General features: G+C 72.0%; 13 protein-coding genes and 2 pseudogenes. 7 read left to right on the top strand and 8 right to left on the bottom strand.

The annotated features are described in order from the left end of the window. Window positions 1–121 precede the first annotated feature (121 nt). Window positions 122–1,084: a DUF4192 domain-containing protein gene (locus tag AB3X52_RS18245; protein WP_367995527.1), complete on the bottom strand. Its 963-nt coding sequence runs from the start codon at window positions 1,082–1,084 to the stop codon at window positions 122–124. Between the two features lie 139 nt (window positions 1,085–1,223). On the opposite strand from AB3X52_RS18245, the gene AB3X52_RS18240 reads away from it, so the two are divergent. Then, window positions 1,224–2,552 (top strand): DNA polymerase IV, encoded by a 1,329-nt coding sequence (locus tag AB3X52_RS18240; RefSeq protein WP_367995526.1) that lies wholly within the window; start codon window positions 1,224–1,226, stop codon window positions 2,550–2,552. On the opposite strand, the gene AB3X52_RS18235 is transcribed toward AB3X52_RS18240, so the two are convergent. Genes AB3X52_RS18235 through AB3X52_RS18225 form a run of 3 tightly spaced genes read right to left on the bottom strand, consistent with a single transcriptional unit; the run spans window position 2,524 to window position 4,702 of the window. Further along, complete coding sequence (locus tag AB3X52_RS18235) at window positions 2,524–3,378, bottom strand: 5-oxoprolinase subunit C family protein (RefSeq protein WP_367995525.1); 855 nt, start codon at window positions 3,376–3,378, stop codon at window positions 2,524–2,526. The two genes, AB3X52_RS18240 and AB3X52_RS18235, sit on opposite strands and share 29 nt — an antisense overlap. Continuing rightward, a complete protein-coding gene (locus tag AB3X52_RS18230; protein WP_367995524.1) occupies window positions 3,375–3,980 on the bottom strand; it encodes a 5-oxoprolinase subunit B family protein in 606 nt (201 codons plus the stop codon). The genes AB3X52_RS18235 and AB3X52_RS18230 overlap by 4 nt, the downstream gene beginning before the upstream one ends. After that, window positions 3,980–4,702 (bottom strand): 5-oxoprolinase subunit PxpA, encoded by a 723-nt coding sequence (locus AB3X52_RS18225; RefSeq protein ID WP_367995523.1) that lies wholly within the window; start codon window positions 4,700–4,702, stop codon window positions 3,980–3,982. Before AB3X52_RS18225 ends, AB3X52_RS18230 begins: the two co-directional genes overlap by 1 nt. A gap of 38 nt (window positions 4,703–4,740) precedes the next feature. On the opposite strand from AB3X52_RS18225, the gene AB3X52_RS18220 reads away from it, so the two are divergent. Next, window positions 4,741–6,948, top strand: coding sequence for a S9 family peptidase (locus AB3X52_RS18220; protein WP_437440579.1), 2,208 nt, complete (start codon window positions 4,741–4,743; stop codon window positions 6,946–6,948). A gap of 203 nt (window positions 6,949–7,151) precedes the next feature. Continuing rightward, the gene (locus AB3X52_RS18215) at window positions 7,152–8,105 is read left to right on the top strand and encodes a sigma-70 family RNA polymerase sigma factor (RefSeq protein WP_367995522.1); all 954 of its coding nucleotides are present in this window, start codon (window positions 7,152–7,154) and stop codon (window positions 8,103–8,105) included. Here the strand turns inward: AB3X52_RS18215 and coaE are convergent. Then, a complete protein-coding gene (coaE, locus tag AB3X52_RS18210; RefSeq protein WP_367995521.1) occupies window positions 8,102–8,707 on the bottom strand; it encodes a dephospho-CoA kinase in 606 nt (201 codons plus the stop codon). The two genes, AB3X52_RS18215 and coaE, sit on opposite strands and share 4 nt — an antisense overlap. Window positions 8,708–8,743: 36 nt before the next feature. Further along, a complete protein-coding gene (locus AB3X52_RS18205; RefSeq protein ID WP_367995520.1) occupies window positions 8,744–9,154 on the bottom strand; it encodes a MarR family winged helix-turn-helix transcriptional regulator in 411 nt (136 codons plus the stop codon). Between the two features lie 73 nt (window positions 9,155–9,227). Between AB3X52_RS18205 and AB3X52_RS18200 the strand changes: the two genes are divergently transcribed. After that, window positions 9,228–11,093, top strand: coding sequence for an ABC transporter ATP-binding protein (locus AB3X52_RS18200; RefSeq protein WP_367995519.1), 1,866 nt, complete (start codon window positions 9,228–9,230; stop codon window positions 11,091–11,093). Window positions 11,094–11,264: 171 nt separating this feature from the next. After that, window positions 11,265–14,393 (top strand): M36 family metallopeptidase, encoded by a 3,129-nt coding sequence (locus AB3X52_RS18195; RefSeq protein WP_367995518.1) that lies wholly within the window; start codon window positions 11,265–11,267, stop codon window positions 14,391–14,393. 73 nt (window positions 14,394–14,466) lie between these two features. On the opposite strand, the gene AB3X52_RS18190 is transcribed toward AB3X52_RS18195, so the two are convergent. After that, the gene (locus tag AB3X52_RS18190) at window positions 14,467–15,429 is read right to left on the bottom strand and encodes a helix-turn-helix domain-containing protein (RefSeq protein WP_367995517.1); all 963 of its coding nucleotides are present in this window, start codon (window positions 15,427–15,429) and stop codon (window positions 14,467–14,469) included. Window positions 15,430–15,518: 89 nt separating this feature from the next. On the opposite strand from AB3X52_RS18190, the gene AB3X52_RS18185 reads away from it, so the two are divergent. Then, window positions 15,519–15,656 carry a hypothetical protein gene (locus AB3X52_RS18185; protein ID WP_367995516.1) on the top strand — a complete coding sequence of 46 codons (138 nt, stop codon included), beginning with the start codon at window positions 15,519–15,521 and terminating at the stop codon, window positions 15,654–15,656. Window positions 15,657–15,854: 198 nt separating this feature from the next. Here AB3X52_RS18185 and rpsA read toward each other — a convergent pair. Continuing rightward, window positions 15,855–17,332 (bottom strand): annotated as a pseudogene (gene rpsA, locus AB3X52_RS18180) (30S ribosomal protein S1). A 484-nt stretch (window positions 17,333–17,816) separates the two neighbouring features. On the opposite strand from rpsA, the pseudogene AB3X52_RS18175 reads away from it, so the two are divergent. Then, window positions 17,817–21,946 (top strand): annotated as a pseudogene (locus AB3X52_RS18175) (hypothetical protein); the annotation flags it as partial.

The raw sequence follows: 21,946 nt of genomic DNA, 5'->3' as shown, positions 1-21,946 counted from the left end.
TCGACGACCGACGCCGGCCAGTCCCAGGTCCGCGCGCGGCCGAGGCCGTCGGGTCCGCGCTCGGGCAGGACCGGCAGCCTCCTCGACGCCGACGGTGCGGGTGGCGTCCATGCGCGATTCGTTACCCACCGGAGGCCACGACCTCTCCCCCGCCCTCGCCCGACGTGGTGGGCGCGGCGGAGTCCGTCCAGCGTGACGGCGGCACCGCCTCCGTCAGCGCCTGGGCGACGAGCCGCCCGAGCGGGTTGGTCTCATCCGCGGCGAAGCAGCGGTCGAGCGCGCACCAGGAGAGCGCACCATCTCCCGACAGCCACGCGACCAGCGCGAGGATCGCGGCGGGCGGCCCGACCAGGCGATCCGGACAGCGCCGGACGATGTCGGCCCACACCGTCACGTGGGCCGCGGCGTCCTCCCGGCGCAGCCCGCTCCACGCCTGGTCCCTCACGACCGGATCGCGCAGCGCGAGCAGCAAGGAGGCCAGGTCGTCGGGATCGGCGATCCGCCCGCGGGTGAGACAGCGCGACACGAGACCGACCACGCCCGCGAGGTTGAGGGGAACCGCGTCGTCGAGCGCGCGCTCCGTCTCGGCCACGAGCCGCGGGTCGGCCCTGACCCTCGCGGCGACGTCCGCGCGGGAGGGGAGCGTCACCCGACCGTCGTAGACCGCCGAGGCGCGGAACGCGTGGTCATCGACGTCGTAGGCGACACCGTGACGCGGGACGTCGGCACGCGGGATCGCCGCGAACCAACGGCCGCCGTGGACCCGCAGCGACTCGATGACGCGGATCCCGGCATCGCCGAACCTCACCGCCAGGCGTTGCGCGAGTTGTCGGGAGAGCATCTCCTCGGCGGCGTACTGAACGAAGACGACGGCGCCGACGCCGTGGACCACCGCGGGCCGGAGCACGGCGTCGACGCAGTCATCGACGTGCTCGCGGTCGGGGGGCAGATCGATGCGCGCATGGAACTGCTCGCGCGCACCGAACGTGAGCATCACCAGGGATTCCTCGGGCGCGAAGCCGAGGACGACAGGCACAGCCGCGAGGAGGTCCTCGCGGCTCGTCGCTTTGAGCGTCATGGACATGGCGACCACGCTCCCCGCGAGCGCCGACGGCCCGGTCGGAGCTACCGGCCGGTTGTTGAACCACGTCGCACGAACAGCCTCTGTGGACGGGAACCGGCCCGTTCTCCGTCCTGTCGGCGCGCCCGACTAGGTTGCCCCCATGCGATCCCACGCGTCGGTCATGCATCTCGACCTCGACGCGTTCTTCGCCTCCGTGGAGCAGCGGGACAAGCCCTCGCTGCGCGGCAAGCCGGTCGTCGTCGGCGGCGTCGGGGGCCGCGGCGTCGTCTCGACGGCGTCCTACGAGGCCCGCAGGTACGGCGTCCGGTCGGCGATGTCGACCCGCGAGGCGCGTTCGCGCTGCCCGCACGCCGCGTTCCTCTCCCCGCGCTTCCACGCCTACCGGGCCGTGAGCGACGTCGTCATGGGCCTGATGCGTGAGCTCTCGCCCCTCGTCGAGCCGCTCTCGCTCGACGAGGCGTTCGTCGACCTCGTGGCGGCCGACCTGCCCGATCTCGAGGTCGCGACGGTGGGCGCGGTGGCCGAGGAGCTCCGGTCCCGGGTGGCCGACGCGACGGGCGGCCTGACCGCGAGCGTCGGCGTCGGCACCTCCAAGTTCATCGCGAAGGTCGCCAGTGACCTCGACAAGCCCGACGGTCTCGTCATCGTCCCGCCCGGGGCCGAGCTCGACCTGCTGCGCCCGATGAGCGTGACGATCATCCCCGGCGTCGGCCCGGCGACCGCGGAGCGGCTGCGTCGCGCCGGCATCACGACGGTCGCCGACCTGGAGGCGGTCAGCCTCGATGAGCTTGTCCGGATCACGGGTCGGGCCCACGGCGCCGGGCTCTACGCGCTCGCCCGCGCCCAGGACGACCGGCCCGTCGTCCCCGAGCGTGAGACCAAGTCGGTCAGCGTCGAGGGCACCTACGACACCGACCTGACCGACCGCCCGCTCATGGAGCAGCTCCTCACCCGGCAGGCCGGCGAGGTCGCCGCGCGCCTGAAGAAGAGCGGTCTGTCCGGGCGCACGATCACGATCAAGGTCCGGCTCCACGACTTCACCACGCTCAACCGCTCGACGACCCTGCCGTCGCCGACCGACCACGCCGGCACCATCGCGCGGCTGGCCCGCGCCCTGTTCGCGGACCTGGTCGAGGCGGGCGACACCTCCGGAGGCGTCCGGCTCCTCGGCGTAGGTGTGTCCGGGCTGGCCGACTGGATCCAGGAGGACCTCTTCGGCGACTCCCTCGAGCCGGAGGACGAGCCGGCCCCGGACCTGCCGGACCCCGGGCTCACCCGGCGCTCCCGCGAGGGCTGGCAGCCCGGGATGGACGTCGTCCACCGTGAGCTCGGCCGCGGGTGGGTCTGGGGCGCGGGCCGCGGCGTCGTGACGGTGCGCTTCGAGACGGCCCGGACGCCCGCCGGCCCGGTGAGGTCGTACGCCGCCGACGACCCGGACCTCACGCCCTGGCGCCCCGACGGAAGCTGACGGCCTCCCCCGGCCGCAGCTGGGCGCACTGCCAGAGGTCGGCCGGGTCGACGACCGCCACGACCGGGTAGCCACCGGTCGTCGGGTGGTCGGCCAGGAAGACGACCGGCCGCCCGTCCGGCGGGACCTGGACCGCGCCGAGCACCATCCCCTCGCTCGCCAGCTCCCCCTCCCGCCTCACGAGCGGCTCGCCCGTGAGCCGCAGGCCGACCCGGTCGGAGGCGGGCAGGACCGTCCAGCGGCCGTCGCAGAGCCGGTCGAGCGCGTCGGTGGCGAACCATTCCGGGCGCGGCCCCGGGTGGAGCCTCAGACCGTCCGCCTCCCGGCGCGGCGGGGTGTCGAGCGCCACCGGCGACCGACCGGCTCCCACGGGCAGCACCGCGCCCGCCACCAGGGGTGCCGGACCGATCGCGGACAGCGTGTCCGTCGACCGCGAGCCGAGGACCGGGTCGACGGCGATCCCGCCGGCCACCGCGACGTACGATCGCACACCGGACGCGGGCGTCCCCAGCGCGAGCGTCGCGCCGGCCGGCAGCCACTGCGCCTCGGCGTACGCGCCCGGTCGCCCGCCGACGCTGATGGGCACGGCCGCGCCGGTCACGGCGACCCAGCAGCCGGCGTCGGTCCGCAGCGCGAGGCCGCCGAGCGTCACCTCGAGGACCGCGGCGTCGACGCTGTTGCCGACCAGCCGGTTGGCCAGCGCGGCCGCCGGCCGGTCGAGGGCCCCCGAGCGCGGTACGCCGAGGTGGGCGAAGCCGGGCCGGCCCAGGTCCTGGACCGTGGTCGCCACGCCGGCCGCGACGACCTTGAGGCTCACCGATGTCACGCGGCCGCCACGAACCGCACCCGCGTGCCGGGCGCGAGCAGGGCAGGCTCGTCGCGGGCGAGGTCCCACAGGGGCGCGTCCGTCCGGCCGAGCAGCCGCCAGCCACCGGGTGAGGCGGTCGGATAGACGCCGCAGTAGCCGCCGGCCAGCCCCACGGACCCCGCCGGCACCCGCGCCCGTGGCGACGCCAGCCGCGGCACGGCCCACTCCTCCGGGAGCCCGGTGAGGTAGGCGAACCCCGGCGCGAAGCCGCAGAACGCCGAGACGAACTCCAGTCCGGTGTGGCGCGCGACGACCTCGGCCTCGTCGACGCCCCAGTGCGCGGCGACGAAGCCCAGGTCCGGTCCGTCGTACGACGTCGGCAGCTCGACGAGTGGACCGGCCGGCACCTCCGACGACGGCGACCAGTCCGCGAGCCGCGTCCGCAGCCGCTCGGGGTCGTCGACGTCGTCGAAGAGGACGGTGCACGCGGCCGGGACGACGTCCCCGGCAGCCAGGCCGGCCGTGCGCGCCCACCGGGCGAGCATCGCGGCGCCCTCCGCCGAATCGACCTCGACGAGCAGCGCCCGTGGCCCGCACGCGCGGACGGTCGGCCCGGCCATCAGTCGCCTCCGGCGAACGAACGCAGGCGCCAGCCCGCCTCCTCCAGGGCCCGGCGTACGGCGGCGGCGTGCGCGACCGCGCCGGGCGAGTCGCCGTGCAGACAGAGCGACGCGACCCGCGGGGCGAGGTCCAGCGCGTGGGCGACGATGTCCGCCTCGTCCTCCACGAGCGCGCCGGGCTGGTCGCGCGGACGCAGCCGGTCGCCGTCGTACGCCCGGTCGGGGAAGCCCTCGAGCCAGGTCCTCCGTCCGGCCGCCGTCGCCGCGGTGAGCAGCTCACCCGGCATGCCGAGGACCGGGAGCGAGCCCGACCCGTCGAGCACGGCCCGCGCCTGGACGGCGTCGGTGCGCGTGCGGTGATAGAGCGCGCCGTGCGGCTTCACGTAGGTCACCGCGGTGCCCTCCGCCACCGCGATCCCGGCGAGCGTGCCGACCTGGTCGGCGACCTGCTCCCGCAGCGTGTCGGCGGCGACGTCCAGCTCGACCCTGCCGAAGTTGGGCCGGTCGGCGTAGGAGACCTGGGCGCCGACCGCGACGCCGAGCCGGGCCGCCTCGGCGCACACCGCGCGCATGATCGCGAGCGTCCCGGCGTGATAGCCGCAGGCGACGTTCGCCGAGGTCACGACCGCCAGCAGGGCGGCGTCGTCGGTGACCTCCTCGCCGAGGTCGGCGTTCAGGTCCACCACCTGGTCCGCGGGCGGATCCGCATGACGTTCGGTCATGACCTCAGAGGATAGGGGCCACGGATAGGGTCGCAGTCATGTCGATGCCCCAGCCTCCCGTCGCGCCGAAGAAGCCCAGTAGCAAGACGTTCCACGGCAAGGTCCGCTCCGACGACTACGAGTGGCTGCGGCAGAAGGACGACCCGGAGGTGCTCGCCTACCTCGAGGCGGAGAACGCCTACACCCAGGAGCGCACCGCCCACCTCGCCGACCTGCGGCAGCGCATCTTCGAGGAGATCCGGAGCCGGACGCTGGAGACCGACCTCTCGGTGCCGACCCGGGCACGCGGCTACTGGTACTACGGCCGATCCTTCGAGGGCAAGGAGTACGGCGCCAGCTGTCGCGTGAAGGTGTCCGACGAGAGCGACTGGACGCCGCCGACCCCCGCCGACGTCGCGCCGGACCAGCCGGCGCTCCCCGGCGAGGAGCTGTTGCTCGACCTGGACGCGCTGGCCGAGGGCCACGAGTTCTTCAGCCTCGGCGGCAACGCGGTGAGCCCGTCGACGACGCTCCTGGCCTACTCGACCGACGTGGTCGGCGACGAGCGCTACACCGTCCGGGTCAAGGACCTCACGACCGGCGAGCTCCTCCCCGACGTGATCGAGAACGTCCACGGCGGGGCCACCTGGGACCGCGCCTCGGAGTGGCTCTACTACACGACCGCCGACGAGTCCTGGCGCGCCGACAAGATCTGGCGCCACCGGCTCGGCACGACCCAGGACCAGGACGAGCTGGTCTTCCACGAGAGCGACGAGCGCTTCTGGGTCGGCGTCGGCCGCAGCCGCAGCGACCGGTTCATGATCATCGCCAGCGGCGCCAAGATCACCTCCGAATACCGCTTCCTCGACCTCGACGCTCCCCAGGACTCGGCCCAGGCGGGGTGGCAGGTCTTCGCGCCGCGCGAGGAGGGGGTCGAGTACTCCCTCGAGCACGCCGTCCTCCCGACCCCGACCGGCCAGACCGATGTCTTCCTCGTGATGCACAACGCCAGCGGGCCCGACTTCGAGCTCGCGACCGCACCGGTCGCACCCACCCCGCGGGCGGAGTGGACGCCGCTGATCGAGCACACCGCCGGCGTACGCCTGGAGGACGTCGACGCCTTCGCCGGTCATCTCGTCGTCCACCAGCGCAGCGAGGGCCTGACCCAGCTGCGGATCCTCGAGCTCGGCGCCGAGGGCGGCGCGCGCGCGATCAAGGACGACTACCTCGTCGGCTTCGAGGACGAGCTCTACACGATCGGCTCCGGGGGCAACCCGTCGTTCGACACCCCGGTCGTGCGGCTGGGCTACACGACGATGCGGATCCCCAGCAGCGTCTACGACTACGACGTGCGCACGCGCGAGCTCACCCTGCTCAAGCGCTCCCCCGTCCTCGGCGGCTACGACCCCGACGACTACGAGGAGCACCGGCTCTGGGCCGCGTCCGAGGGTGGTGTCCAGGTGCCGATCTCGATCGTCGTCCGCAAGGACGCGCGGCAGCGCGGCATCGTCCCCGTCCACCTCTACGGCTACGGCTCCTACGAGGCCTCGATGGACCCCTACTTCTCCGTGGCGCGGCTCAGCGTCCTCGACCGTGGTGCCGCGTTCGCCATCGCGCACGTCCGCGGCGGTGGCGAGATGGGCCGGCACTGGTACGACGACGGCAAGCTGCTCCACAAGCAGCACACGTTCAGCGACTTCATCGCGTGCGCGCGCCACCTGGTCGAGGTCGGCTGGACGCGGCCCGAGCTCGTCGTCGCCGAGGGCGCCAGCGCCGGCGGCCTGCTGATGGGTGCCGTCGCCAACCAGGCGCCGGACGCGTTCGGCGGCATCGTCGCGGGCGTGCCGTTCGTGGATGCTCTGACCACGATGCTCGACGCCACGCTGCCGTTGACGGTCACGGAGTACGACGAGTGGGGCAACCCGGAAGCCGATCCCGCGGTGTTCGACTACATGTCGTCCTACGACCCCTACACGAACGTGGCCGCCCAGAAGTACCCGCCGATCCTGGCCGAGACCAGCCTCAACGACACCCGCGTGCTCTACGTCGAGCCGGCGAAGTGGGTCGCGAAGCTCCGCGCCCTCGCGACCGAGCCCGACGTGATCTTGAAGACGGAGATGTCGGCCGGGCACGGCGGTGTCTCCGGGCGCTACAAGGCCTGGCACGACCGGGCCTTCAGCCTGGCCTGGATCCTCGACCGGATGGGTCTGAGCGACGCGGCCCCGAGCGGAGCGGTGGTGAGCGGAGCAGCCCGGGTCGACGCCTGACGCCCGCCCACGAGCGGTCGCCCACCTGTGCGAATTCAGGGCAAGCCCTGAAAAGACCCTGAGATTGGCCGCTCCGTGCAACTCTGCGGATCGCTCGATCGTCAATCGGGACAAGAGATCGACGCATACCGGGGGAATCCCCCGGTCACCTCATGCGTTGACATCCCCGTGAGACCTCCGTGTCTCACCGTTAGGAGGATCCCATGGCGACACGCACCGCGACACCCGCTTCGAAGGGCCGTGAGATCGAAGGCCGCGACAGCGTCGGGCTCTACCTCGACGAGATCGCGCGCAACGAGCTGTTGGACGCCGCCCAAGAGGTCGAGCTGTCCAAGGCCATCGAGGCCGGGCTCCTGGCCGAGCACCTGCTCGCGGAGGGACGCACCGGGCGCAAGGCACCCGGTGGCGCGACCCGCGCGGAGCTGGAGTGGCTCGCCGAGGAGGGCCGCAAGGCCGTCGACACGTTCATCACCGCGAACCTGCGTCTGGTCGTCTCGATCGCGCGGAAGTACGGTCGCGCCCAGATGCCGATGCTGGACCTGATCCAGGAGGGCAACACCGGGCTCATCCGGGCGGTGGAGAAGTTCGACTACACCAAGGGCTACAAGTTCTCCACCTACGCCACCTGGTGGGTCCGCCAGGCGATCACCCGCGGGATCGCGCAGCAGGCCCGCGTCGTACGCCTCCCTGTCCACGTCGTCGAGGAGCTCAACCAGGTCGGCGGTGCCCGCCGCACGCTCGAGCGTCAGCTCGGCCGGGAGCCCGAGCCGGAGGAGATCGCTGCCGAGCTCGGCATGGACCTCGAGCGCGTCATCGACCTGATGGCCTGGGGCCGCGAGCACGTCAGCCTCGACTCCCCCGTCGACGAGGACGGTGACACCTCGCTCGGTGACCTGATGGCGCAGGAGACGGCCCCCGGGCCCGACCTGAACTTCATCGACGTGGAGTCCCGGGAGCGCCTCAACGCCCTGGTGGGGCGCCTCGACGACCGCGCCGCCGACATCATCCGCAGCCGCTACGGCCTCGTCGATGGGCGCCAGCACAAGCTCGCCGACATCGGCCTCAAGCACGGCATCTCCGCCGAGCGCGTCCGCCAGCTCGAGCGCGAGGCTCTCCAGAAGCTCCGCCGTTTTGCGGACCCGGACCTGGCCGCCTAACCGGTCTGGGAGCGCAACGTGTCGAAGACCTCCGTCACCCGCTGACGGAGGTCTTCGCGCGTCCCGACGTTCTCGATGAGGTAGCCGTTGGGCCGGTGGGCGACGGTACGCCGCTGTTCGCGGCTCGCCTGCGCCGCGATGCGCGCCCGTGCCTCGTCCTCGCCCATCCCCCGGTCGCGGGAGAGCCGCTCGACCTGGACCTCGGTCGGGACGTCCACGACGAGAACGGCGTCGAACCGGTCCGCCTGCCCGGTCTCGACGAGCAGGGGGATGTCGTGCACGACGACGGAGTCGGGGCCGGCGGCCTGCTCGAGCTCGGCGCCCCGGGCCCGGACCAGCGGATGGATGATCGCCTCCAGCTGCTTGCGCCTCTCCTCGTCGCCGAAGACGATCGCACCGACCTTCGGGCGGTCCATCTCGCCGTCGGCCGTGAGGACCTCGGAGCCGAATGCATCGACCACCTGCTGCAGCCCCGGCGTCCCCTTCGCCACGACCTCGCGGGCCAGCCGATCGGCGTCGATCACCACCGCTCCGAGCTCGCTGAGGATCGCCGACACCGTGCTCTTGCCCGACGCGATGCCGCCGGTGAGTCCTACGCGCATGGCGTCACCGTAGTGTGCCCGGCACCGGCGCGGCGCTCAGGCCTCGGCGACCAGCTTCTCCAGGATCCGGTCGAGCTCGGCCCGGTCGTCCGCCGGGAGCACCGCGAGGAAGGCGTCGGCCTCCGTGGCGCGCGCGTCCTCGATGAGGACGGCGAGGCGCTCGCCCTCCGACGTCGCGAGGACGCAGGTCGCGCGCCGGTCGGCGGGGTCGGGCCGGCGTACGACGAGACCGCGGCTCTCCAGCGCGTCGACGACCTCCGTCGCCGACCGCGGCACGATGCGCAGCAGCTCGGCGAGCTCCGAGAGCCGGAGCGGGTCGTCGGCGGCGACGACCAGGCGCAGGGCACGGGCCTGCCCGGGCGTGACGTCCCAGCGCGCCAGGGTGGCGCCGTACCGCCGCCGCAGAGCGCGGGCCGCGGTCATCAGGAGGTCGCCGGTGCCGTCCACGGGAACAAGCCTAGCGTTCGAGTGGTTATCCTCATAGTGAGCTACCCTCAATATTAGTTACGGAGGTGAGTGCATGAGCGACTCCCACACCTTCCGGCCCCAGGGCGGCGGACGCCGTGCCCAGATCGAGGCCACCGGCGGCCGTGACGGCCGCGACCCGCGCAACCAGAAGGCCGACAAGCGCCAGCTCGCAGACGCTCCCGTCTCGCTGCGCCGCATCGCCCGGCTCTTCTCCCCCTACCGTGGCCGCCTGCTCGTCGTGGTCGGCCTCATCGTCGCCAGCTCGGTCATCGGGCTGGCGCAGCCGTTCCTGGTGCGCCACGTCATCGACACGGCGCTGCCCGAGCGCGACAGCCGCCTGCTGCTCCTCTGCGTCGCCGGCATGGTCGCGGTCGCGGTGGCCAGCGCGGCGATCAGCGTCGCCCAGACGCTGCTTTCGACGACGATCGGCCAGCGCGTCATGCACCGGCTGCGCACCGATCTCTTCACCCACCTTCAGCGCCAGTCGGTCGGGTTCTTCACCCGGACCCGCGGCGGCGAGGTCCAGTCCCGCATGGTCAACGACATCGGCTCGATGCAGAGCGTCGTCACCACCACCGCGACCAGCATCGCGGCCAACGTCACCGTCGTGATCGGCACCGTGGTCGCCATGTTCGCGCTCAACTGGCGCCTCGCCTTGATCTCCCTCGTCGTGCTCCCGCCGGCGGTGATCACGACCCGCAAGGTCGCGCGCATGCGCTACGCGGTCACCAACGCCCGCCAGGCGAAGCTCGCCGACCTCCACGTCCAGGTCGAGGAGGGGCTCTCGGTGAGCGGCATCCTGCTGACCAAGACGCTCGGCGCCGCGCCCGCCCTCGCGCGCCGCTTCGAGGGCACCAGCGAGGAGCTGATCGGGCTCGAGGTCCGCAGCCAGCTCGCCGGGCGCTGGCGGATGGCGACGATGCAGGTCGTCTTCGCCGCCGTGCCCGCCGCGCTCTACCTGGCCGCCGGCTTCCCCGTCACCAGCGGCAGCCTCACGATCGGCACGCTGGTCGCGTTCGTCAGCCTCCAGGGGTCGCTCTTCCGGCCGCTCATGGGGCTGCTCAACGTCGGCGTCGACGTCACCTCGAGCCTCGCCCTCTTCAGCCGCATCTTCGAGTACCTCGACCTGCCGGTGGAGATCGACGACCCGGTCGCGCCGCACCACCTCGTCGACGTCCGCGGCGAGGTCGGCTTCGACTCGGTCTCCTTCTCCTACGACGGCGACCACCCGGTCCTCGAGGACGTCTCGCTCCGCGTGCCGGCGGGCGGCAGCCTCGCCCTGGTCGGCGCGACCGGCAGCGGCAAGTCGACCCTGGCCGGGCTGGTCGCCCGGCTCCACGACCCCACGCACGGGCGGGTGCTGCTCGACGGCACCGACCTGCGCGACCTGACCCTGACCGACGTGGCCGACGCCGTCGGCGTCGTCACCCAGGAGACCTACCTGCTCCACGCGACGGTGCGGGAGAACCTCCGCCACGCGAGGCCCGACGCCACCGACGCCGAGATCGTGGCCGCCGCGAAGGCGGCCCGGATCCACGACCTCGTGCAGAGCCTCCCGGACGGCTACGACACGGTGGTCGGCTCCCGCGGCTACCGCTTCTCCGGCGGCGAGAAGCAGCGGCTCGCGATCGCGCGGACGCTGCTGCGCGACCCGAAGGTCCTCGTCCTCGACGAGGCCACGAGCGCGCTCGACAACACCACGGAGCGCGAGGTCCAGGCGGCCCTCGACGAGCTGGCGGTCGGCCGGACCACCATCACGATCGCCCACCGGCTCTCGACGGTGCGCGACGCCGATCAGATCGCGGTGCTCGACCACGGCCGCGTGGTCGAGACCGGCACCCACGAGGAGCTCCTGCTGGCCGGCGGCGCCTACGCCGACCTGGTCCGTGGCGGCCTCGAGCGCTCCGCCGCCGCCTGAGTCAGGTCGCTCGAAATCCCTTCTCCGACGCAGGTCTTGCGGACTCAGCGCGGCTGGGCCGGACACATTTCTGCAGCGAGCCCCTTCCGGCCGACAGCCGGATGGCCCTAGGGTCCTGAGCACCCTTGGGTCACGACCCCGTGGTGGCCCGTGCTCGGAGAAGGAAACCTCGTGAAACGATCCTTGACACGACCGTTGGCTGCTGCCGCGGTCGGCAGCACCGTCGTCCTCGCGCTCCTCAGTGCTCCCGGCGCTCCCGCCGACGCCGCTCCTGGCGGCCGGCACGACACCGATCCCCGACCCGGCGCCTTCGGCGCCGGGTCCGTGCTGCGTGCGCCCGGCGACTTCGACAACCGTGAGCTCGGCGCGCTCGCGAAGACGAAGGCGGAGCGCAGCATCGCCCAGCATCGCGGCAGCGCCGCCACGGACTTCGTCATCGGCCTCGGCCCGCAGGGCATCGCCGACATCGATCCCCTGACCCGGACCGTCCGCCAGCTCACCCGTCTCGACGGCTACCTCACCGCGCCGACCGGCGGCGACGCGCGGTCGATCGCGCTCGGCTTCGTCCGCAGCCACCTCGGCGTGCTCGGCCTCACCGAGGCGGACCTGAAGACGCTCGTCTTCCGTCAGGACTACGTCGACGAGACCGGGCTCCACAACCTCTCCTGGACGCAGGAGTACGCCGGCACCCCGGTCTTCGGGAACGGCCTCATCGTCCGCGTGACGTCCGATGGCCGGGTGCTCTCGGTCTCCGGCTCCCCCGTCACCGACCTGGCGGCCGAGGCGGCGCAGGCGACCCGGGGCTCGCTCAGCGCCGACACCGCCCGCCAGCACGCGGCGGCCAACGTCCGCGGGAAGGCCGCGGGCGTCGCGGTCGCGTCCCGCACGACCGGCGCCGGCGCGCGTACGACGTGGAAGAACCACGACTACGCCCAGAAGGTCTGGTTCCTCACCCCGCAGGGCCTGCGGCTCGGCTGGTCGACCTACACCCAGACCGGAGCCGACGCCGCCTACCAGCACGTCATCGACGCGTCGAGTGGGAAGGCGCTCTACCGCCACTCGACGGTCGCCGACGCCTCGGCGTCCACCACGCTGGGCTTCACCGGCGCCGCAGCGCGTCAGACCACGCCGAGCAGCAAGCCCGGCAAGACCGGTGGGCACACGCCGACGAAGCCCGGTCACAAGCCCGGGAAGCAGAAGTCCACGCTCGGTCAGGCCTACGTCTACGACTACTACCCCGGCGCGCCCAAAGGCGGGAAGGCCAGGCTCGTCGACCTGGTCAAGAAGGGCTGGCTGTCGAAGAAGGCCTCGTTCCTCGACGGCACCACCGTCCGCACCTGGGCAGACGTCAACGACAACGACGCGATCGACGCCGGCGAGACGACTCCGGTGCCGGGCGCCGACGGCAAGGCGGGCTTCGCGCTGCAGCCGTTCGACTCCTCCGCCCTGTGCTCGGCCGCCTTCGTGTGCACGTGGGACGAGAACACGCCGTACTCCTGGCGGACCAACATGAGCGCCGACGCGACCAACGCGTTCTACCTCGCGAGCAACTACCACGACTACCTCGCGAGCGACCACGCCATCGCGTTCACGCGGCGGGCCGGCAACTTCGAGGCGAAGGACGGCGACCCGGTCCTGCAGCAGGTGCTCGACGGCGCCGACACGGCCGACGGCCTGCCTGACAGCGCGCACGACGACAACGCCAACATGAACACCCCGCCGGACGGCACGCCGCCGACGATGCAGATGTACCTGTGGAAGTCGGCCGACGGGTTCACCCCGACCAGCGGCGCCTTCGACGCCTCGGTGCTCCTCCACGAATACACCCACGGCCTCTCGAACCGCCTCGTGGTCGACGCCGACGGCAACTCCACGCTCAACAGCCTCCAGGCGGGCGCCATGGGCGAGGCCTGGTCGGACTACTACGCCATGGACTACCTCGTCACCAGCGGCTTCCAGAAGGACACCCGCGCCGACGGCGAGGTCTTCGAGGGGCAGTACCTCATGGGCGGCCAGAAGGACGCCGACGGCAACCCGGTGCCCTTCCGCAGCATGGCGATCGACTGCCCGGTGGGCTCGAGCAGCCCGAGCTGCGTGAACACCTACAACCCGGGCGCCACGCCCGACGGCGGCTACACCTACGGTGACCTCGTCGACATTGGCGGCTCGGCGGAGGTGCACTCCTCCGGCGAGGTCTGGGCCCAGACCCTCTGGGACCTGCGTAAGGCGTTCGGCCACTCGGTCGCCGACACGATCATCACCCGCGGCATGTCGCTCTCCGCGGCGGACCCGTCGATGCTCGACATGCGCAACGGCATCCTCCAGGCCGACCTGGTCGCCTTCCACGGCAAGCACACCGCGCAGATCTGGAAGATCTTCGCCAACCGCGGCATGGGCTTCTACGCCGGCTCCGTCGACGGCGCCGACACCGCGGTCGCAGAGGACTTCCACACGCCGCCGCCGGCCTCCGCCGGCCACGGGACCGTCACCGGCATCGTGACCAACACCTCCACCGGTGACCCCGTGGTCGGGGCGGTCGTGAAGATCGCCGGCCTCGGCGACCAGTACGCCGCGGTCACCGACGCCACTGGGCGCTACACCCTGGGCGCTCACGGCAACCTGCCGCCGGGCACCTACCCGAAGGTGGTCGTCTCCGGGCCGGGCTACCTCCCCGAGGTCGTCTCGATCACGGTGACCAAGGGCCAGGCGACGACGCACGACTTCGCGATCGAACGCGACTGGGCGGCCTCCGCGGGCGGGGCTTCCGTCACGTCGTACGACGGCCCGGACTACTCCAGCTACGGCTGCGGCCCGAGCGGTGCGATCGACATGAAGCTGGGCTCCGGCTGGGGCAGCACCTCCGGTGACGACGCGGGCGACCCGACCGACACCTTCGTCCCGAAGTCGCTCGTCATCGAGCTGCCCCAGGCGGTCGACGTCTCCGCGTTCGAGATCGCTCCGGACGCCACCTGCGGTGACGACATCGACTCCGCGACCGGCGACTACACGATCGAGGTCTCACCCGACGGCACGGCGTGGACCACCGTCAAGGACGACCACCTCGGTCTCGACACGCAGGGCCAGCTCAACAGCGTGACTCCGGACGCGCCGGCGACCGGGGTGAAGTTCGTCCGGTTCACGATCCAGGGCAACCAACTCACGGATGCGATCAAGAAGTACTACGGCCAGGACGTGACCTTCGCCCAGGCCTGCGACCCGACCGTGTGGGGCGGCTACTTCGGCGGCTGCGCCTTCACCGACCTCACCGAGGTCGCGGTGCTCGGCACGCCGAGCGCCTGACGCTCCTGCGTCGCGTGGCGGGCCGGCTCCCCTGAGGAGCCGGCCCGTTCCGCGTCCGCAGCCGGACGAGGCCTCAGTCGGCGCAGGCGAAGCGTCGCCGATAGGCCTGCGGGCTGAGCCCGCGCACCCGCGCGAAGTGGTGGCGCAGGGCCGCCGCGTTGCCGAACCCGACCTCGTGCGCGATCCACTCGACGCTCCGGTCGGTCTGCTCCAGGAGCTGCTCGGCGCGCAGCACCCGCTGCGCCGTGATCCAGGCGTACGGCGTCACGCCCGTCTCCGCGCGGAAGCGGCGCGCGAAGGTGCGGGCCGACATCGCGGACCGGCGCGCGAGCGACTCCACGTCGAGCTCCTCGTGGAGGTTCTCGACCAGCCACTCCAGCAGCGGTCCCAGCGTCTCGGCGTCGCAGTCGGGGACGGCGCGGGCGATGAACTGCGCCTGGCCGCCGTCGCGCTGCGGCGGCACGACCATCCGGCGGGCCACGGCGCTCGCCACGGCGGCGCCGTACTCCTGCCGCCACAGATGCAGGCAGGCGTCGAGGCCGGCCGCGGTGCCGGCACTGGTGACGATCTGACCGGAGTCGACGTAGAGCACCTCGGGGACGACCTTCGCCTCCGGGAAGAGCGCCGCGAGGTCGTCGGTGTACTTCCAGTGGGTCGTGCACTCGCGCCCGTCGAGCAGTCCGGCGGCCCCGAGTGTGAACGCACCGGAGCAGATGGACACGATCCGGGTGCCGCGCGCGTACGCCGCCCGGAGAGCCTCGAGCACCGGGTCCGACACGGGGAGGCCGACGTCGCTCCCGCCGCGGTGCATGGCGGGGACGCCGATCAGGTCGGCGCTCTCGAGCCGGTCGAGGCCATGGTCGACGTTGATCGTGAAGCCGACCGACGTGCGTGCCGTCGGCGCCGGCCCGCAGACGGCGAAGTCGAGTCGCGGCACCCCCTCCTCGGTGCGGTCGACCCCGAAGGCCTCGCAGAGCACACCGAGCTCGAACGGCGCGACACCGTCGTACACGAGAGCGGCCACGTTCGTCAGCACCGCACCAGGGTCACACCTGGCAGTAAATCGCGCAAGGATGGCATTCCTGCCACTCGTGGCAGGAATGCGCCGTGAGCAGACTTTCTGCCATGGAGTTCCTGCTGTTCATCGTGATCCTGACCATCGTCGTCGGGGCATGCTGGCTCGTCGCCGACGTGGCGGACGAGCTCGCCGCCCAACGCCGGGCCCGCAACCCGTCGGCACACGGAAGGAGGATCCGATCATGACCGTCCTCGGCCTCGTCGCCCTGGTCGCGGCGCTCTGGGCGCTGTGGCGCTGGGCGAGCCACGACGTGTTCACCGCACCGCGGGTGCCGCCGTGGTTCGACTGATCTCCGCGCCGCCACCAACGCCCAAGGCCCGGCCACCCTTGCGGGTGACCGGGCCTTGGTCTGTCAGTCAGCTCAGCGGCGACTCAACGAGGGGTCAGTTCCCACCCGTGAGCTTCTCGCGCAGAGCCTGCAGGGCCTCGTCGGAGGCGAGGGAGCCGGTGGCGTCCTCGTCCTCGGCGGCGCTGGAGTAGGACGTGGCCTCCCCAGCCTCGGCGGCGGCCTTCTTGGCCTCCTGCTGCTGCTTGACGTGGGCCTCCCAGCGGGCGTGGGCCTTGGCGTACTGCTCCTCCCAGGCCGCGCGCTGCTCCTCGAAGCCCTCGAGCCACTCGCCGGTCTCGGCGTCGAAGCCCTCGGGGTAGAGGTAGTTGCCCTGCTCGTCGTAGCTGGCCGGCATGCCGTAGAGGGTCGGGTCGAACTCCTCCACGTCCGCGGCGGCAGCGGTCTCGTTGGCCTGCTTGAGGGAGAGCGAGATCCGGCGCCGCTCGAGGTCGATGTCGATGATCTTGACCATGACGTCGTCGTTGACCTGGACGACCTGCTCCGGGATCTCCACGTGGCGCTCGGCCAGCTCGGAGATGTGGACCAGGCCCTCGATGCCCTCCTCGACGCGGACGAACGAACCGAAGGGCACCAGCTTGGTGACCTTGCCCGGGACGATCTGACCGATCTGGTGGGTGCGGGCGAAGTGCTGCCACGGGTCCTCCTGGGTCGCCTTCAGCGACAGGGAGACACGCTCGCGGTCCATGTCGACGTCGAGCACCTCGACGGTGACCTCGTCACCGACGGCGACGACCTCGGACGGGTGGTCGATGTGCTTCCAGGAGAGTTCGGAGACGTGGACGAGACCGTCGACACCGCCGAGGTCCACGAACGCACCGAAGTTGACGATCGAGGAGACGACGCCCTTGCGGATCTGACCCTTCTGGAGCTGGGTCAGGAAGCCGTGGCGCACCTCGGACTGGGTCTGCTCGAGCCAGGCGCGGCGCGACAGGACCACGTTGTTGCGGTTCTTGTCGAGCTCGATGATCTTGGCCTCGAGGGTCTGGCCGACGTACGGCTGCAGGTCGCGGACGCGACGCATCTCGACCAGCGAGGCGGGCAGGAAGCCGCGCAGACCGATGTCGAGGATGAGGCCGCCCTTGACGACCTCGATGACGGTGCCCTCGACGACGCCGTCCTCCTCCTTGATCTGCTCGATCGTGCCCAGGCACGCTCGTACTGAGCGCGCTTCTTGGACAGGATCAGGCGACCCTCCTTGTCCTCCTTCTGGAGCACCAGGGCCTCGACCTTGTCGCCGACCTCGACGACCTCGGAGGGGTCGACGTCGTGCTTGATCGAGAGCTCGCGCGACGGGATGACGCCCTCGGTCTTGTAGCCGATGTCGAGCAGGACCTCGTCCCGGTCGACCTTGACGATGGTGCCATCCACGATGTCACCGTCGTTGAAGTACTTGATGGTCTCGTCGATCGCGGCGAGGAAGTCCTCTTCCGACCCGATGTCGTTGACCGCCACCTGGGGCGCGTCGCCAGCCACATCGAAGTTGCCGGGAAGAGTGTTGATGGTGCTCGTCATAAGGGAGGTGGTTTCCTTGGTGGGCAGATGTCGTACGGGCGCGCGTGAAGCCCGTTGTCACAGCCGATTCGCGAGAACGCCGACTGGCCGGTGGAGCTGGCCGGTGAGCAGCCCGTGAGGGCCACGTATCAACAGTGAGCCGGAGTCCGCTAGGTCTGGGACGCAGGCAGACTTCAGACGCATTACCAGCGTACGCCGCCCGCGGCTGCGCCGTCCAACTGCCACCCGCCCGCCGCCGACCGACGGCGTCCGGCCCGTCTGCGCGGCCGGCCTCCGAGGCGGACGCCGCCCTCGACGTACGCCGCGGGGCGCGTGTAACCAATCTGTGGGCGTCTCGTTGAACGCGCGACGAGGCCGGAGGGGCCGCCTCGACTGACGGTCGAGCGCCCCTCCCGACTCGCCGTCGGGCCCGTATCCCCCACGCGTCCGCCGCCTGGCGGCGCCGGTCCTGACGATCAGAACCGTCCCCGCCAGGAGCCAGAAGATGAACATCCGCCAAAAGGTGGGAGCAGCCCTCGGGCTGTCGACCGCGGTCCTCTACACCGTCGTCGCCCTCCCCACCAGCGCTCACGCCGCCACCGTCGCCGCAGACCTGACCCCGCCCGCGTTCACCTCGGACGCCAAGGCGGAGCTGCTCCACCTGGGGGCGCTCGACATCGCCGGTCTCGGCGGCCTCGCCGAGACCGGCGTCGGCGTCGCGACCGGGAGCACCGATGGCACCGGTGCCCCGGTGACCCAGGCCAGCTCCAGCAACCTCGACGCCTCGCTGCTCGGCAGCGACAACATCGGCCTGCTCGACCAGCGCCACCGTGAGGCGCCGCCCAACCAGTCCGGCGCTGACAGCGGCAGTCTCGCCGCCGCGCCCCTCGGACCGATCCTCGACCTCGGGGTGTCCACCGGCAGCGCCGAGGCCCACTGGAACTCCGGCACCTCGTGCATGGCACCCGACACCGACGTGAGCGCGTCGTCGATCTCCACCGCCGACCTGACCGTCGCCGACGACATCCCTGCCATCGGCTCGCTGCTCGGCGTCGACGCCCTCGAGGCCTCCCAGACCACGCAGCTCTCCCAGGTCGCCGGCGACGGCGACGACAACCGCGCCGTCACCGTGACCGAGACCGGGAACGCGGCCGGCATCTCGCTGCTCGGCGGCCAGATCAAGATCGCCGTCGCGGGCGACTCGCCGGTCTCCCAGCCGAAGCTCACCGCGACCGCCACCGGCAAGCCCGGCGGTGCCACGGCGACGTTCGACGCGCCGGCGCTCGCCGTCACCTACCCCGGCGTGCTCGGCGGGACGCAGACCCAGACGCTCGACTCCGGGAACCGCACGCTCGACATCAGCATCCCGCTGGTCGCCGACGTGACGCTCAGCCTCGGGCAGCTGACGCAGAACGCCAGCGCGGACGGCACCAGCGTCACCGCAGACGCGTCCCTGTTGCACCTGGACGTCACCCTCTTGGGCGGTCTTGCCGACGCCATCAGCCTCGACCTGATCCCGCTGCACGCCGAGGCGACCGCACCCGCGGGTGGCATCGACTGCGGCACCGACCCCGACGGCGACGGGCTGACCACCGACGAGGAGAACGCCCTCGGGACCGACCCCTACGACCCGGACACCGACGGCGACGGCGTCAACGACGGGGTCGAGCAGGACGACGGCACCGACCCGACCAAGGCCGACACCGACGGCGACGGGCTGAGCGACGGGGACGAGAAGACCGCCGGCACGGATCCGACCAAGGCCGACACCGACGGCGACGGGCTCAGCGACGGGGACGAGGTCGACCAGTACTCCACCGACCCCACGAAGGCCGACACCGACGGCGGGGGCATCTCGGACGGTGACGAGGTCGAGGCGGGCACGGACCCGACCGATCCCGCTGACGACGCGACGCTCAAGGACACCGACGGCGACGGGCTCACCGACGCGCGCGAGCAGGAGCTCGGCACGGACCCGACGAAGGCCGACACCGACGGCGACGGCATCTCGGACGGCGACGAGGTCAACGGCTCCCCCGCCACGGACCCGACCAACGCCGACACGGACGGGGACGGCGCCACGGACGGTGCCGAGAAGGACGCCGGCTCCGACCCGACCAACCCCGACACCGACGGCGACGGCCTCACCGACGGCCAGGAGCTTTCCGGCTCGGCGAACGACGCCTACGACAATGCGCCGACCGACCCGACCAAGGCCGACACCGACGGCGACGGGATCTCCGACGGCGACGAGGTCGACGGCTCCCCCGCCACCGACCCGAACACGGCGGACACCGACGGCGACGGGCTCGGCGACGGCGACGAGGCGGACGCCGGCACCGACCCGACGAGCGCCGACACCGACGGCGACGGCCTCACCGACGGCCAGGAGACCTCCGGCTCCGAGAACGACGACTTCGGCAACGCGCCGACCGACCCGACCAACCCCGACACGGACGGCGACGGCCTCACCGACGGCCAGGAGACCTCCGGCTCCGAGAACGACGGCTTCGGCAACGCGCCGACCGACCCCAACAGCGCGGACACGGACGGCGACGGCAGCAACGACGGCGCGGAGATCCTGGCCGGGACCGACCCGAATGGCGCCAACAGCGTCCCGGGGCAGGACTCCGACGGCGACGGCCTCACCGACGAGCAGGAGACGTCCGGATCGGCCAACACGGCCTACGCCAACCAGCCGACCGACCCGGACGCCGCGGACACCGACGGCGACGGCGTCAACGACGGCGACGAGGTGCTCGCCGGCACCGACCCCAACAAGGCGGATACCGACGGCGACGGGCTGAGCGACGGGGACGAGAAGGCCGCCGGCACCGACCCCACGAAGACGGACACCGACGGCGACGGGATCTCCGACGGCGACGAGGTCCACGGCTCTCCGGCCACCGATCCCGCCAAGGCGGACACCGACGGCGACGGCCTGGACGACGGCGCCGAGGCCAAGGCCGGCACCGACCCGACCAGCCCCGACAGCGACGGTGACGGCGTCACGGACGGCGATGAGGTCTCCGGCGCGGCCAATGACGGCTACGACAACGCGCCGACCGACCCGACGAAGGCCGACACCGACGGCGACGGGATCTCCGACGGCGACGAGATCACGAAGTACGGCACCGACCCGAACGCCGCGGACACCGACGGTGATGGGATCTCCGACGGCGACGAGGTCAAGGCCGGTACGGACCCGGCCAAGGCGGACACCGATGGCGACGGGATCTCTGACGGCGACGAGGTCAAGGCCGGTACGGACCCGACCAACCCCGACAGCGACGGTGACGGCCTGAGCGACGGTGCCGAAGCCGACGCGGGCACGGACCCGACCAGCCCGGACAGTGACAACGATGGCGTCGACGACGGCGACGAGGTCGCCAATGGGACCGACCCGCTCACGGCCGACTCTGACGGCGACGGGCTGACCGACGGCCAGGAGGCCGATCTCGGCACCGACCCGACGAAGGCCGACACCGACGGCGACGGGCTCGAGGACGGCGCGGAGGTGAACCCCGCCGAGGGCAACCCGGCGACCGATCCCACCGAGGCCGACACCGACGGCGACGGCGTGAGCGACGGCGACGAGCTCAACGGCTCCCCCGCCACCGACCCCACCAAGGCCGACACCGACGGCGACGGCCTGGACGACGGCGCCGAGGCCAAGGCGGGCACCGACCCGACGGTGAAGGACACCGACAGCGACGGGCTTGAGGACGGCGACGAGGTCGCCGGGACGTCGAACGCGGCGTACGACAACCAGCCGACCGATCCCACCGAGGCTGACACCGACGGCGACGGCGTGGACGACGGCACCGAGGTCAACACGGACGGCACCGACCCGAACAAGGCCGACACTGACGGTGACGGGGTCTCCGACGGCGACGAGAAGACCGCCGGCACCAACCCCACCAACACCGACAGCGACAACGACGGCCTCGATGACGGCGCGGAGGCCAAGGCCGGCACGGATCCGATGAAGCCGGACACCGACGGTGACGGCGTCCTCGACAAGGCCGAGGTCAGCGGTTCGGAGAACAGCTCCTTCGGCAACGCGCCGACCGATCCGACCAAGGCCGACACCGACGGCGACGGCATCGACGATGGTCTGGAGATCGTCGGCGGCAGCGACCCCAACGACCCGTCATCGATGCCGGTCGGCTCCGACGTCGACGGCGACGGACTGTCCTCCGCGAAGGAGCAGGACCTCGGCACCGACCCGACGAACCCCGACACCGACGGCGACGGCGTGAGCGACGGGGACGAGGTCGCCGCCGGCACCGACCCGACCAAGGCCGACACCGACGGCGACGGCGTGAGCGACGGGGACGAGCTCAACGGCTCCCCGGCGACCGACCCGACCATGGCCGACACCGACGGCGACGGGCTGAGCGATGGCCAGGAGAAGGCCGAGGGCACGGACCCGACGACGGCTGACACCGACGGCGACGGCCTCACCGACGGCCAGGAGGTCAGCACGTACAAGACCAAGCCGACCAAGGCCGACACCGACGGCGACGGCCTCAAGGACGGCGCCGAAGTCACGAAATACAAGACCAAGCCGACCAAGGCCGACACCGACGGCGACGGCCTCAAGGACGGCGCCGAAGTCACCAAGTACAAGAC

The organism is Nocardioides eburneus (genome assembly GCF_040838215.1).
In the GTDB taxonomy this organism is placed as follows: domain Bacteria; phylum Actinomycetota; class Actinomycetes; order Propionibacteriales; family Nocardioidaceae; genus Nocardioides; species Nocardioides eburneus.
This window is presented reverse-complemented; position numbering and strand designations above follow the sequence as displayed.